Raw genomic sequence first — 13,459 nt, 5'->3', positions numbered from 1 at the left:
ATCCGCTCGGGTTACTTGCGCGCCTCCAGTATCAGGTTGAACGGTGTCTGCGTGGCGCGGCGGAACTGTTTGAACCCGGCCTCGACAAAGACTTTGCGCAGGCGCATTTCCCCGGCCTGCGCACCGAGCCCGAGGCCGACTTCCTGTGACAGCGAATTGGGCGTGCAGATAAACGTCGAGGCGGCGTAGAACAGGCGCCCGACCGCGTTGAGATTGTCGTCCAGTTTGTCGTTGGCGAACGGTTCGACCAGCAACACCGTGCCGTCGTCTTTCAGCGACTCATAAGCGTGGCGAGCGGCGCCGACCGGGTCGCCCATGTCGTGCAGGCAGTCGAAAAAGCAGATCAGGTCGTAGTCGCCGCCGGGATAGTTTTTCGCCGTGCCCTCGAAGAATCTGGCGCGGTTGCCCACGCCGCCTTCTTCGGCCCGTTGCGTGGCGACGGTGACTGACGGCTCGTGGAAGTCGAAGCCGACAAACTGCGATTTTGGAAACGCCTGGGCCATGATCACCGTCGAGGCGCCGTGGCCGCAGCCGATGTCGGCAACTTTGGCGCCGCGTTCCAGCTTCGCCACCACGCCGTCCAGAGCCGGAAGCCATTCGGCAATCAGGTGACCTTTGTAGCCGGGGCGGAAGAAGCGTTCGGTGCCGCTGAACATGCACGGATGGTGATCGCCCCACGACAAGGCGCCATTGCCGCGCATGGCCTTGACCAGTTTGTCCTTGTCATGGAAAAACGACGCCACCACGCCGAGACCGCCAGCGACGTACACGGGGGATTCCTCCACGGCCAGCGCCAAGGCCTGCTCTTCGGGCAAGCGAAACTGACCGTCAGAGTGTTCCATGTAACCGGACGCGGCATGGGCGCTGAGCCATTCGCGTACCAGGCGCGGATTGCAGGTGGTTTTTGCTGCGAGGGCTTCGGGGCTGATCGGTTGGCTGTCGGCCATTGCCCGGTACAGACCGAGTTCTTCGCCGACAATGACATTGGCCAGCATCGCCGCGCCGCCCATGTCGTTGACCAGTTTGCCCATGAATTCGTTGAGCTTCGCCTCATTCATCACGTGTGCTCCTGAAACAGGATCACCGTCCGGCGGCGTTGAATGTCGAGGCAGGCGCCACCGGGCGGTGGTCACGGATTGGGGCAGGGCACAGCAGACGTCCTGCGGCCCCCTCGACTGGGTAATGAATGAGTCTAGTCGGTGTTTTTCTCAGCGTGGCAGCGGCAACTTCAGTTCAGCGCACAACCCGCCACCTTCACGATTGCTCAACAGCAGCGAGCCACCGAGCGCCAACGCCAATTGCTGGGCGATCGCCAATCCGAGCCCGGTGCCGCCGGTGTCACGATTGCGCGAGTTTTCCACGCGATAGAACGGTTCCAGCACCTGCGCCAACTCGGCCTCGGCGATGCCCGGGCCGCGATCGAGGACTTTCACCGACAGGCTGTTGCCCTGCGCTTCGACCTGCAATTGCGCGGCGCCGGCGAATTTCAGGGCGTTGTCGGTCAGGTTCACCAGCACCCGGCGCAGGGCCTGCGGACGGGTTTCGATTACCGCTTTGCTTTTGCCGCCGAGCTGTACGTCCTTGCCCATGTCCTGGTAGTCGAAGACCAGGCTGTCGAGGAACGAGTCAAGATCGGTACGCCGGCTCTCTTCGGTGGCCCCGTGCACGCTGCGGGCGTACGCCACGCCTTCGCGCACCAGATGTTCGATCTCCCCAAGATCGCTGCTCAGTTTGTCCTTCTCGACCGAGTCGTCCATGAACTCCGCGCGCAACTTCATCCGGGTGATCGGCGTTTGCAGGTCGTGGGAAATCGCCGCGAGCAGTTGCATGCGTTCTTTCAGGTAGGCGGCGATGCGCGTTTGCATGGCGTTGAACGCCCGCGCGGCGTGGACCACTTCGGTCGGCCCTTGCTCGTCGAGTTTGATCGGATGGGCGTTGGGGTCGAGGGTTTCCACCGCATTGGCGAGGCGGGTGAGGGGGCGAATGGCGATGCGCACGGCGAGCCAGGTGCAGAGGATCAGCAATGCCAGTTGGCCCAGCAGCACTACCGGCAACCATGGTGACAGCGGCACCATCGCCGGACGGATATCGATGGTCACCGGGCTGCCGTCGCTCAGCCGCAAGTGGCCCTGGAAATGTTGTCTCGGACCACCGGGAACTTCGGTAAACACGATGGGATAAGTGTCGCCGATGGCCGCCGTAATTGAGGCAATCGCGACGGACTTTTCAGCCGAGGTCACCGGCATGCCCGGTTCGCCCTCGTTGAGCAGGTAGCCGTAATTGCGCCGGGCCAGACGCGGCAGCCAGGCCTCGCGTTCTGCGGCGGGCAGGCGATCGAGGATGGCCATCGACGTCGAGACGTCGGTTTCGAGGTTGCCGAGCATGGTGCTTTTCGCGCTCTGGTAACGCTCGTAATACTGCGCGCCGAACGACAGGCCCTGCGCCAGGATCAGCCCGATCAGGAAAATCAGCGACAGGCGCGAGGCGAGAGTGCGCGGCCATTGCAGCTTGAGTTTCATGCCGAAGCCCCAAGCAGTTCGACCGGCAGCGAGAACACATAACCTTCACTGCGCACGGTCTTGATATAAGCCGGCTCGCGAGCATCGTCCAGCAGGCGTTGACGCAGGCGACTGACCAGCAGATCGATGGAGCGGTCGAACAGATCGGCCTCGCGGCCCTGGGTCAGATTGAGCAGTTGATCGCGGCTGAGCACCCGTTGCGGGTGGTCGAGGAACACCCGCAGCAAGCGGTATTCGGCACCGCTGAGGGCAACCATGGTGCCGTCGCTGTCGAGCAGGTGCCGGGCCGAGGTGTCCAGCTGCCAGCGACCGAAGGCCAGCAGGCGACCGGCTTCGGTGACCACCAGGTTCGGCGGCAACATGCGGGTACGGCGCAACACAGCGTTGATCCGCGCCAGCAGTTCGCGGGCGGCGAAGGGTTTGCTCAGGTAATCGTCGGCGCCCATTTCCAGACCGATGATGCGGTCGGTCTCATCGTTGCGCGCGGTGAGCATCAGCACCGGCGTGGCCTTGTGTTTGCCCACGCGCAATTCACGGCACAACTGCAGGCCATCGTCGCCGGGCATCATGATGTCGAGCACGATCAGGTCGACGGTGTTGGCATCAAGGAAGCTGCGCATCTGTCGGCCATCGGCGACCACTGTCGTGCGCAGGCCGTTCTTCTTCAGGTAGTTGCCTACCAGTTCACGGATCTCGCGGTCGTCGTCGACGATGAGAATGTGATCGACATGTTCCATCGGTTCAAGCCTCTGTCAAAGGGGGGAATGCCGTGCAGTCTATAGCGCCGCTGACCGCACGCCTGCCTGCCTTTGTATTGCAGTGTATCTGTCGCGACGGCGGATACACACCGACGCAAAATCACGATTTTTTCGGGGTTTTGTATCGCTCTGTATCTACACACTGCATGGATACACAACGAGTGATTCTCGTCCTTTCCTGACACAGACGCGATACCTCGAAGGCCTCAAATAGGCTCCATCGAGGCACACACACAGACCGCCTCGGCTCAAACCCACTGAAGCCTTGAGGACTACACCATGAACAATAAATCCGTATTCGCCGCCTGCCTGTTCGCCGCTCTGAACATCTGCACCCTGTCGGCCCACGCCGAAGCTGACGTCAGCCGGCAAACCTACACCTACGGCACGCATCTGGATATCCAGAAAGTGCTGTCGATGACCGAAGACACCTCGGTGACCTGCGGCATCACCGAGGCGCGCATGACCTACCTCGATTCCGCCGGCAAAACCCGCGAGCTGGATTACAGCAAATTCGCTGACGGCTGCAACAACCAGAACTGAGTCATCCCTACTTTTTCTGCAAGGAGTTTTGCCATGAACAACGTCTCGCGTTTTTTGACCGCAGCAGCCTTCGCCTTCACCGGTGCCGCCGCCCACGCCAACAGTGCCTTGGAGCAGAGCAGCTGCGCCAGCAGCACCTGCTTCCAGCTGACCACGGTCGCGAAGGAGGGCAGCGATGCACTGATCGCCGCTGATGGTTCCAGCCGCACACCGCAGGGGCAGATGGTTGCCGCTGATGGTTCCAGCCGCACACCGCAAGGCCAACTGGTCGCGGAAAACGGTGCCAGTCGCACGCCTCAAGGGCAGCTGCTGGACGGCCAGACCGCATGAGCCACGGCGTAGATAAAGCAGGCTAGCGAGGGGCGTTTCCCTCGCTGCCCGGTTGCGTGCCCAGCCCCCCACATTCAAGGTGACCCCGTTATGTACCTCATCGCATTTCTCGGCGGTCTGCTGACCGTCCTCAGTCCGTGCATCCTGCCGGTGGTGCCGTTTCTGTTCGCTGGCGCCAACCGTACACGTTCCTCGATCTTGCTGACCCTCGCCGGCATGGCGCTGACCTTTGCGCTGATCTCAAGCCTCGCGGTGGTCAGCAGCGAGTGGGTGATTCAGGCCAGCAACACCGGCCGTCACGTTGCCTTGTTGGTCATGGCGCTGTTCGCCTTGTCGCTGATCTCGGCCCGCGTCGGTGACTGGCTGACCAGGCCCTTCGTCGCCCTGGGCAATCGTCTCGATCAGGACACCCGTAAACGAGCCGGACCGATGGGCTCGATCATGCTCGGCGTCGCCACCGGCCTGTTGTGGGCGCCCTGTGCCGGGCCGATCCTTGGGGTGATTCTGACCGGCGCAATGTTGCAAGGCGCCAATGCCCAGACCAGCCTGTTGCTGCTGGCTTACGGCGTCGGCAGTGCCTTGTCGCTGGGAACGTTGATCTTCGCCGGGCGCGGTCTGGTCAATCGGCTGAAACCGTCGATCCCGTTCAGCGGCTGGTTGCGTCGTGGTGCCGGGGTTGCGGTGCTTGCGACAGTCGCGGTGATTTCCACGGGCGCCGACAAGGCTCTGCTCGCCAATACCTCTTCCGAAGGCGTGGCCAGCGTCGAGAAAAACGTCCTGGAAAACGTGCCGAAAGTGGTCGACTACTTTGTCAGCAAGGTCCGCGCCGATTCGATGATGGACGAGGCGCGGGGCGCGATGCCGTCGCTGTCGGGCGCTGTGCAGTGGCTCAATTCACCAGAGCTCAGCGCCGAATCCCTGCGCGGCAAAGTGGTGCTGGTGGACTTCTGGACCTACGACTGCATCAACTGCCAGCACACCCTGCCGTACGTCAAAGACTGGGCGAAGAAATACGAGAAGGACGGCCTGGTGGTGATCGGCGTGCACACACCCGAGTATGGCTACGAGCGCATCATCAACAACGTCAAGGATCAGGTGAAAAAACTCGGTATCACCTACCCGGTGGCGATCGACAACGACTACGCGATCTGGCGCAACTTCGACAATCAATACTGGCCGGCGCATTACCTGATCGACGCCAAGGGCCAGATGCGTTACAGCCACTTCGGTGAAGGTCGCTATGCCGAGCAGGAGCAGATGATCAAGCAGTTGCTGGAAGAGGCCAAGGCACCGGCCGCCTGAGTGTTTCATGCGCTTGACAGATCTTCACCACTCATCGGCAAAGTGCCCGGTTTACGGGGTTGGCGGACGATTGGCAGGGACGCCGGGCAGCCTCGGCGCGATAGTGAGCAAGCACGGTCCGCGTCGTAGCCTGTGCATTCTCTCTGCCACGGAGCTCGCTGTCATGAGTACCCCGATTGATCTCACTGCCCTGAAGGAACGTCAGAAAGTCGCTTGGGCCAGTGGCGACTACGCCGTGATCGGCACCACATTGCAAATTGTTGGGGAAAACCTCGCCGAGGCTTGCGATCTGCGTTGTGATGAACAGGTGTTGGATGTCGCTGCCGGCAACGGCAATGCAACCCTGGCAGCGGCGCGGCGCGGGTGTGTAGTGACTTCGACCGATTATGTGGCGGCATTGCTGGAGCGTGGTCAGGATCGCGCCCGGGCCGAGCATCTGGAGGTGATTTTTCAGGTGGCCGATGCCGAGGCTTTGCCTTTTCCCGATGAAAGCTACGACGCCGTGTTGTCGACGTTCGGCGTGATGTTCGCGCCTGACCAGGTCACCGCCGCTGCTGAACTGGGGCGGGTCTGTCGTCGCGGCGGACGGATCGGTATGGCGAACTGGACGCCGGAGGGCTTCGTCGGCCAGATGTTCAAGACTCTCGGCCAGCATCTGCCACCGCCAGCGGTTGCACAGCCTCCATCGAACTGGGGCTCGGATGCGTGGCTGCACAAGCATTTCGATGACCGCGATTTTGTCGTGCGCGTGACCCGCAGCCACTTCAATTTCCGCTACCGCTCGGCGGCGCATTTCATTGACATTTTTCGGCACTGGTATGGGCCGGTGCACAAGGCTTTTGCGGTGTTGTCGGCGGAGGCCGGGCAGGCGTTGGAGGATGATCTGACCGAGTTGCTCAATCGCTCGAATCGGGCGGGGGAGGCATCGCTGGTGGTGCCGAGCGAGTATCTGGAGGTGGTGATTACCAAGCGCTAGTCCCCATCGGATCTCCTGATCGATGAAGATCTCTGTGGGAGCGAGCCTGCTCGCGAAAGCGGTGTGCCAGCCAACCTTGATGTTGATGGAACGACCGCATTCGCGAGCAGGCTCGCTCCCACAGGGAATGTGCTTATTTCAAATGGCCGCGATCAAACCACTCCAGCGCCGTGCGCCAGATGCAGATCCCCAGAAAATAAGCCGACATCAGCAACCACAAGCCCATTACCAGCGGATTGATCACCGGGTGATTGAGCACCAGCGACAGACTGCACAACAGCCAGATCGCCGTCACCGCGATATTGATTGGCATGAAACGCCGCACGCGAAACGGGTGCAGGAACTTCATCCGCGTCACCGTCAGCAATGCCAGACCGATCACGGTGAGAAAGGTGATCCACGGCCCCGGGCCGATGATGTACAGGCACAGCGCAACCACGTTCCAGGCCGCCGGGAAGCCGACAAAATAGTTGTCCTTGCTCTTCATGTTGACGTTGCAGAAACAGAACAGCGACGACACCAGAATCACCGACACCGTCAGCAACAGGGTGTAATCGGGCAGGGGAATGTAGCGGTAGATAAACAGTGCCGGGATGAATACATAAGTCAGGTAATCGATGACCAGATCAAGGATCGAACCGTCGAAACTCGGCAGCACCGATTGCACATTGACCTTGCGCGCCAGTGCGCCATCGAGGCCGTCGACGATCAGCGCCACGCCCAGCCACATCAGGCAATGAATCGGCTGGTTTTCCAGCAGGGCGAGGGTGGCGAGGAAGGCGGTGACCACGCCAGTCGCGGTAAAACCATGGGCGCCCCATGCTTTGAGCCTGGCGATGTGTACGGTGGATATCACGGGGGCGTTCTCCAGAAAGTGAAGCAAGCCGGGTATCGCCCATCGTCAGAAAGGGCGTCGGCAAACCGGGTCGGGTTGCAGCTATCGACCGGTTTGGCCGGGATAAGGTTCACCACCCATGAATCTTAGCTGGCTCGCGGAAAATTTCTCGGGTGCGATTTCATCGGTGAGCCGGCGTCAGCCCAACGGTGCTGGCGCTATGGCTGCGTCGGTCTATCGTTGCCTGACGCGATCGGGCCGTGGCCTCGGAGGATAACGTCATGAACACCAGCGATTTGCTTGAACAACTGCTGCGAGGCCAGGCCTCGGCGGGACAACAACGCGGAGCTTCGGCCGGTGACGGCCTGGGCGGTTTACTTGGTGGACTGTTGGGCGGCGGCAGTCAGTCCGGAGCGGGTGGCGCGGCTGCTTCGGGTGGCCTCGGCGGCCTGGGTGGTTTGCTCGGTGGCTTGCTCGGCGGCGGTGGCTTGGGAAGCGCCCTCGGTGGCGGTAGCAGAAGCCGTACCGGCGGGACCAGTTACGCGGCGCTCGCATCGCTGGGCATGATGGCTTACCAAGCGTACCAAGCCTGGCAACGCAGCCAGGCCAGTAACGCGCCGCAGGAGCTGCCACAAACCGCCGACCTGCTCGCCGGCCCGCAAATCGAAACCCACAGCCACGCGGTACTGCGCGCCCTTATCGCCGCCGCCAAGGCTGACGGCCGCATCGACGACGCAGAAAAGCATCTCATCAGCAGCGAAATCGGCAAACACACCGCCGACCCGCAGTTGCAGCAATGGCTCGACGCCGAAGTCGCCAAGCCGCTGGATGCCCGCGAAGTGGCGCAATCCGCTAACGGCGATCCGGCCGTAGCCGCCGAAATGTACCTGGCCAGCGTCATGCTGGTAGACGATCAACAGGACGCCGAACGCAGCTATCTCGATGAGCTGGCCGCCGCCTTGAACATCGATCCCGACTTGCAGGTGCATCTGGAACAGCAGGCGAAAGGGCAAGCCTGACCCGCTGTAAAAATCCCTGACACTGCCAGCCCCGGCCGCTCCATCCGTCCGGGGCTTTTTTACCTCGATTGAATTTTTCCGCCGCCGTGTCGCTCTTCTGCATAACAGAACCCGTCTGCCATCGGTGTGCTCATGAACAGGAACCTCGACGATTACAACCGCATGCGTGATTTTTCCGCGACGTCGGAACCGGCCGCAGTCAAGCGCTCGGGCCGTAAGTCGGCCAAGGATCATGCCTTGCAGTTCTGCATCCAGAAGCACGACGCTTCGCACCTGCATTACGACTTTCGCCTGGAACTCGACGGCGCCCTGAAGAGTTGGGCGGTGCCGAAGGGGCCGTCGCTGGACCCGTCGGTCAAGCGTCTGGCGATTCATGTCGAGGATCATCCGCTCGATTACGCGACGTTCGAAGGCAGCATTCCCGAGGGGCATTACGGTGCCGGTGATGTGATCGTCTGGGATCGCGGCGTGTGGATTCCGCTGGAAGATCCGCACAAGGCCTATGCCAAGGGCCGGCTCAAGTTTGAGTTGCAAGGCGAGAAGCTCGGCGGCGTGTGGAATCTGGTGCGCACGCACATGCCGGGCAAGAAGGAACAATGGTTCCTGATCAAGCATCAGGACAACGCCGCGCGCCCGCAGGATGATTTCGACGTGCTGGTCGCCGAGCCCGACAGCGTGCTCAGCGAGCGCACGATTGTCGGTAAACCGGCGGCTGCCGCCGATAAGGCCAAACCGGTAAAGAAGGCCCCGGCCAAACCGCGCAAGCAGGCGTCCGGGCAGCTTACCGGCGCACGCAAGGCCAAGCTCCCAGCGCTGATCAAGCCGGAACTGGCGACGCTGGTCGACAGCGCGCCCGAAGGGCAGTGGAGCTACGAGATCAAGTTCGACGGCTACCGGATCATGGCGCGGATCGATCACGATGAGGTGCAGCTGTTCACCCGCAACGGCCATGACTGGACGCACAAACTGCCGCAGCAGGCCAAAGCGCTGGCGGCGCTGGGTCTGGAATCGGCCTGGCTCGATGGCGAAATGGTCGTGGCCAACGAGCAAGGGGTGCCGGATTTTCAAGCGCTGCAGAATGCCTTCGATGCCGGGCGCAGCGGCAATATTGTTTATTACCTGTTCGACGTGCCGTATCTCAATGGCGTCGACCTGCGCGACGTGCCGGTCGAAGAACGCCGCGCCGCGTTGAGCACCATCCTCGGCGCGCAGAAAGAATCGTCAACGCTGCGCTTCTCCGAAGCCTTCGAAGAAACCCCGGACGCGCTGCTCAACAGTGCCTGCCAAATGCAGATGGAAGGCCTGATCGGCAAGCGGCTCGGCTCGCCTTATGTATCGCGGCGCAGCGGTGACTGGATCAAGCTCAAGTGCAAGCATCGCCAGGAATTCGTCATCGTCGGCTACACCGATCCGAAAGGTGCGCGCAGTGCTTTCGGCGCGTTGCTGCTCGGCCTGCACGACGCTGACAGTGGCGAGTTGCGCTACGCCGGCAAGGTCGGCACCGGGTTCAACGAAACCACATTGAAAAGCATCCTCGCCCAACTCAAGCCGTTGCAGACCAAAACCGCCGCATTGGTCAATCCGCCCAGCGGTTTCGAGGCCAAAGGTGTGCACTGGCTCAAACCCAAACTGCTGGCCGAAGTGGCATTCGCCGAGATGACCAAGGACGGCTCGGTGCGCCACGCCGTATTCCATGGTTTGCGCGATGACAAACCGGCCAAGGACATTACCGAGGAGCGAGCGAAGCCTGTGAAAGCTGCCAAGTCCGAAAAGACCGAAAAGACCGAAAAGACCAAAACCGCCGACAAGCAGCCGGCAAAGAAAACCGCCGCCAGCAAAAAAGCCGAGACCGCACCGTCGCAATCAGGACTGGCCGGCGGCAAGGTACGCATCACCCACCCGGATCGGGTGATCGACGCCGTCAGCGGCACGACCAAAATGCAACTGGCGCAGTACTACGCCAGTGTCGCCGAATACATCCTGCCGCAACTCAAGGATCGCCCCGTGGCGTTGGTGCGTGCACCGGACGGCATCGCCGGCGAATTGTTCTTCCAGAAGAACGCCGATCGCTTGGCCATTCCCGGCATCACCGCCCTGGACAAGGACGTCACCGGCCAGCCAGTGATGATGATCAACAATCCCGAAGCGCTGGTCGGCGCGGTGCAGATGAGCACAGTCGAACTGCACACCTGGAACGCGACGAAGGTGGATCTGGACAAGCCTGATCGCTTCGTCCTCGACCTCGACCCGGATCCTGCGCTGCCATGGAAAAGCATGGTTGAAGCCACCGCGCTGACCCTGACTGTGCTCGATGAGCTGGGCCTCAAAGCCTTCCTGAAAACCAGCGGCGGCAAAGGTATTCACCTGGTGGTGCCATTGACGCGCAAGCATGGCTGGGACGAAGTGAAGGACTTCAGCCACGCCATCGTCAGCCACATGGCCAAGTTGCTGCCGGACCGGATTTCAGCGGTGTCCGGGCCGAAAAACCGCGTCGGGCGGATCTTCATCGATTACCTGCGCAACGGCCTCGGTGCCACCACCATTTGCGCCTACGCCGCACGCGCGCGGGAAGGCATGCCGGTGTCGGTGCCGCTGTACCGAGAGGAAGTCGCTGAAATCAAGGGTGGGAATCACTGGAACATCTACAACGTTCACGAGCGTCTGACCGAAGTCGGCGATGAGCCTTGGGCGGACATGAAGAAAACCCGTCAGACCATCACCGCCGAGATGCGCAAGCGCGTCGGCATGAAAAAGTGATCAGGTGTCGCGCAGCAAGTCGTGGGCGTTGAGCAGTTCGAAGGCGATTTGCGGGTGGTTTTCCAGGCCCTTGCGAATCGCTGCCGGGATTGCCGCGCGAGTCTTGCGACACAGGCCTGGCAGCTCGTCGATCTGAATGGCGATGCCGCGCATGGTGCGTACCTCGTTGAAACCGGGGGCGACATCGACACGGATGCCGAGTTGCTCGTACATACGCTGTTGCAGGCGTTTGAGGTCGGCGAGGTCTTTGAGTTGTTCCAGGCGCGCCAGAAGAATTTTTTCTTCAGCGCGAGTCAAGCGCAGGATGCGCAGATCGGCGCCGGGCGTTTCCAGCAACGGGTCGCGCCCGCAAATGCAGGCGCCGGGCGGGCAGGGTGAGCGCAAGGGCACGTTTGTCGTCATGGCCTCCATCATAGAGGCCGTCGGACATGTTTGCCTATGCGCACTCAGCGGCCGTCCATCGGCCGCTGCTTCCCTCGTGACTACTGCTGCACGCCTTCGTATTGCACCAGAATGGCGTTTGCCAGGTCTTCATCACTGGCGTTCAAGCCAGGGTTTGCCTGGCGCACCTGTTGCAGTACCGACTCAAGATAAACCCCACGAATGGCCCCGCCGCTTGCAACGAACGCAGACACGTCGTCACGGGCCGGAATGACCATTTTGTCGTCCTTGAAGGTCGAGTACAGCGACGCGGAGACACCTGCCGAGGTGGCGACGTCACCCGCATCAACGCGGGCCAGCGCCGAACCGACCGGCAGGCAAAGCATTAAAGAAGAAATCAGGACTAACTTGCGCATGACGTGTTCCTCCACAAGCGCTAAGCAAAAAGGGAAGGGACTACATAACGTCAGAGGTGAACGGCGCGCGGGAGTTCCGTGAGCGGTGAAAAGCCGTGAGTCAGAGTTTTCACCGCTCAGTCGGTTCAGATCACCCCGCAGGCCATGCGGTCGCCGCCACCGCCCAGTGGCTTGGGCATGTCGGAATGGTTATCGCCGCCGGCGTGAATCATCAGGGCGTGGCCCTTGATCTCGGAAATCTTCTTCAGGCGTGGCGCCAGCACTGGGTAGTTGGCGACACCATCAGCCGTCACATACACCGCTGGCAGATCACCCAGATGCCCATCGGCGTAAGGGCCGAGATGCTTGCCGGTTTTCGCCGGATCGAAGTGTCCGCCAGCGGCCAGTGCCGCGCCTTTCACGCCATCCTTCGTGCCCGCTTCGCAGCTGCCGTTTTCATGGACATGAAAACCGTGGATGCCGGCCGGCAATGATTTCAGCTCGGGTGTGAACAGCAGGCCGTACGGCGTTTCGCTGACAGTGACAGAGCCGATCGCCTGCGGCGCGCCGTCGGCGCTGACCAGATTGATTGCGACTTTCTCCGTTGCTGCCTGTGCGGTGCCGATTGCCAACGTGCCGAGCAGACCAAACCACAGTGCGCGTTTCATAAGCGTTTCCTTCAGCTGCATGAATGTTCGAAGCCATGGATTGATAGCCTGCCGGGGTTAACCAGCGATGAAGGCGTTATCCATCGGCGCTGCAAGGTGTGACCGGGTTCACGCTTGAAAAGTTTTGCCGGATTCAAGTCGCCCCTGACATCAGCCGATACGCTCTGTGTCGGCAGTTCCCTGCACATAGGCTTAACTGAAATCCGACAAGCGCAATCCAGCGTGCCCACGGGAGATTCCACGGTGTCGATCAAACTGCGTTTGGTGTTGCTGATTGCGACCAGCCTGCTGACGGCGCTGATCGTGAGCCTGGTCAGTTACGTCGGCAATCTGCGGATGGCCACGGCGGTAGGCGATAACACGGTGAGCATGAGCGCGCTGCGCAATCACATGGAAGCGGACATGATGCACGACGCCCTGCGCGCCGATGTCTATTCGGCGATGCTGGTCGGCCTGGGCAAAAGCACCGCCACCGCCACAGAAGTGCGCGATTCGCTGGCCGAGCACGCAGGGCATTTTCGTGAAGTGCTGGATGACAACCTGAAGCTGCCGATCAACCCGCAGTTGCGCACGGCGCTGGAGCAGATCAAGCCGAGCCTCGACACCTACATCAAATCCGCCGAGCAGATCGTCGGCGTGGCGCTGGACAATCCGGATGCCGCCCAGCAGCAGCTCGGCACGTTCAATGCCGCGTTCAGCCAGCTCGAAGAGCAAATGGCGACGCTCAGCGAATTGATTGAAAGCAACACTCGGCAAACCAGCGAAGGCACCGAAGCGGCCATTAGCAATGCCAATCTGGCCCTTGGTGTGGTGCTGATCGCCAGTCTGTTGCTGCTGCTGATTCAGGGGCGCTGGGTGATCCTGAGTATCATGGGACCGCTGAAATCTGCCAGCCGCATCGCTGAAAGCATTGCGCATGGCAATCTCAGCGAACCGATTGTCGAGCCCGCCGGCAAGGACGAAGCCAGTGTGCTGA

13 protein-coding genes and 1 pseudogene are annotated in these 13,459 nt (G+C 61.3%); 7 read left to right on the top strand and 7 right to left on the bottom strand.

The window, feature by feature from the left end:
• Positions 1-11 precede the first annotated feature (11 nt).
• From AB4N41_RS24305 to AB4N41_RS24295, 3 genes are all read right to left on the bottom strand, one after another.
• Positions 12-1,058 (bottom strand): class I SAM-dependent methyltransferase, encoded by a 1,047-nt coding sequence (locus AB4N41_RS24305; protein WP_252876511.1) that lies wholly within the window; start codon positions 1,056-1,058, stop codon positions 12-14.
• Positions 1,059-1,208: 150 nt separating this feature from the next.
• Complete coding sequence (locus AB4N41_RS24300) at positions 1,209-2,519, bottom strand: ATP-binding protein (RefSeq protein WP_071172820.1); 1,311 nt, start codon at positions 2,517-2,519, stop codon at positions 1,209-1,211.
• Positions 2,516-3,256: a response regulator gene (locus AB4N41_RS24295; RefSeq protein WP_024013314.1), complete on the bottom strand. Its 741-nt coding sequence runs from the start codon at positions 3,254-3,256 to the stop codon at positions 2,516-2,518. Before AB4N41_RS24295 ends, AB4N41_RS24300 begins: the two co-directional genes overlap by 4 nt.
• A 300-nt stretch (positions 3,257-3,556) precedes the next feature.
• Here AB4N41_RS24295 and AB4N41_RS24290 point away from each other — a divergent pair, with 300 nt between their 5' ends.
• From AB4N41_RS24290 to AB4N41_RS24275, 4 genes are all read left to right on the top strand, one after another.
• A complete protein-coding gene (locus tag AB4N41_RS24290; RefSeq protein ID WP_016775158.1) occupies positions 3,557-3,820 on the top strand; it encodes a DUF2790 domain-containing protein in 264 nt (87 codons plus the stop codon).
• 33 nt (positions 3,821-3,853) lie between these two features.
• Positions 3,854-4,150: a hypothetical protein gene (locus AB4N41_RS24285; protein WP_252867816.1), complete on the top strand. Its 297-nt coding sequence runs from the start codon at positions 3,854-3,856 to the stop codon at positions 4,148-4,150.
• Between the two features lie 90 nt (positions 4,151-4,240).
• Positions 4,241-5,452 carry a cytochrome c biogenesis protein DipZ gene (locus AB4N41_RS24280; protein ID WP_252876510.1) on the top strand — a complete coding sequence of 404 codons (1,212 nt, stop codon included), beginning with the start codon at positions 4,241-4,243 and terminating at the stop codon, positions 5,450-5,452.
• Between the two features lie 163 nt (positions 5,453-5,615).
• Positions 5,616-6,428, top strand: a complete 813-nt coding sequence (locus AB4N41_RS24275; RefSeq protein WP_252876509.1) for a class I SAM-dependent methyltransferase — start codon at positions 5,616-5,618, stop codon at positions 6,426-6,428.
• Between the two features lie 133 nt (positions 6,429-6,561).
• On the opposite strand, the gene pcsA is transcribed toward AB4N41_RS24275, so the two are convergent.
• Positions 6,562-7,284 carry a phosphatidylcholine synthase gene (pcsA, locus tag AB4N41_RS24270; protein ID WP_039762346.1) on the bottom strand — a complete coding sequence of 241 codons (723 nt, stop codon included), beginning with the start codon at positions 7,282-7,284 and terminating at the stop codon, positions 6,562-6,564.
• 260 nt (positions 7,285-7,544) lie between these two features.
• Here pcsA and AB4N41_RS24265 point away from each other — a divergent pair, with 260 nt between their 5' ends.
• Positions 7,545-8,282, top strand: a complete 738-nt coding sequence (locus tag AB4N41_RS24265; protein WP_252876508.1) for a tellurite resistance TerB family protein — start codon at positions 7,545-7,547, stop codon at positions 8,280-8,282.
• Positions 8,283-8,414: 132 nt separating this feature from the next.
• The gene (gene ligD, locus AB4N41_RS24260; RefSeq protein ID WP_252876507.1) at positions 8,415-11,039 is read left to right on the top strand and encodes a DNA ligase D; all 2,625 of its coding nucleotides are present in this window, start codon (positions 8,415-8,417) and stop codon (positions 11,037-11,039) included.
• Here ligD and AB4N41_RS24255 read toward each other — a convergent pair whose 3' ends face one another.
• From AB4N41_RS24255 to sodC, 3 genes are all read right to left on the bottom strand, one after another.
• Positions 11,040-11,441, bottom strand: a complete 402-nt coding sequence (locus AB4N41_RS24255; protein ID WP_252876506.1) for a hypothetical protein — start codon at positions 11,439-11,441, stop codon at positions 11,040-11,042.
• Positions 11,442-11,521: 80 nt separating this feature from the next.
• Complete coding sequence (locus tag AB4N41_RS24250; protein WP_016775151.1) at positions 11,522-11,836, bottom strand: DUF2388 domain-containing protein; 315 nt, start codon at positions 11,834-11,836, stop codon at positions 11,522-11,524.
• A 125-nt stretch (positions 11,837-11,961) separates the two neighbouring features.
• Entirely contained in the window at positions 11,962-12,483 is a 522-nt protein-coding gene (gene sodC / locus AB4N41_RS24245; protein ID WP_042609346.1) for a superoxide dismutase family protein, read from the bottom strand.
• Positions 12,484-12,705: 222 nt separating this feature from the next.
• Between sodC and AB4N41_RS24240 the strand changes: the two are divergent.
• Positions 12,706-13,434: pseudogene (locus AB4N41_RS24240) on the top strand (MCP four helix bundle domain-containing protein); the annotation flags it as partial.
• Between the last annotated feature and the right edge of the window lie 25 nt (positions 13,435-13,459).

This window comes from Pseudomonas sp. S2_A10 (assembly GCF_054668465.1).
The sequence above is the reverse complement of the archived record's forward strand: the minus strand, read 5'-3'. Positions and strand labels throughout refer to the sequence as shown.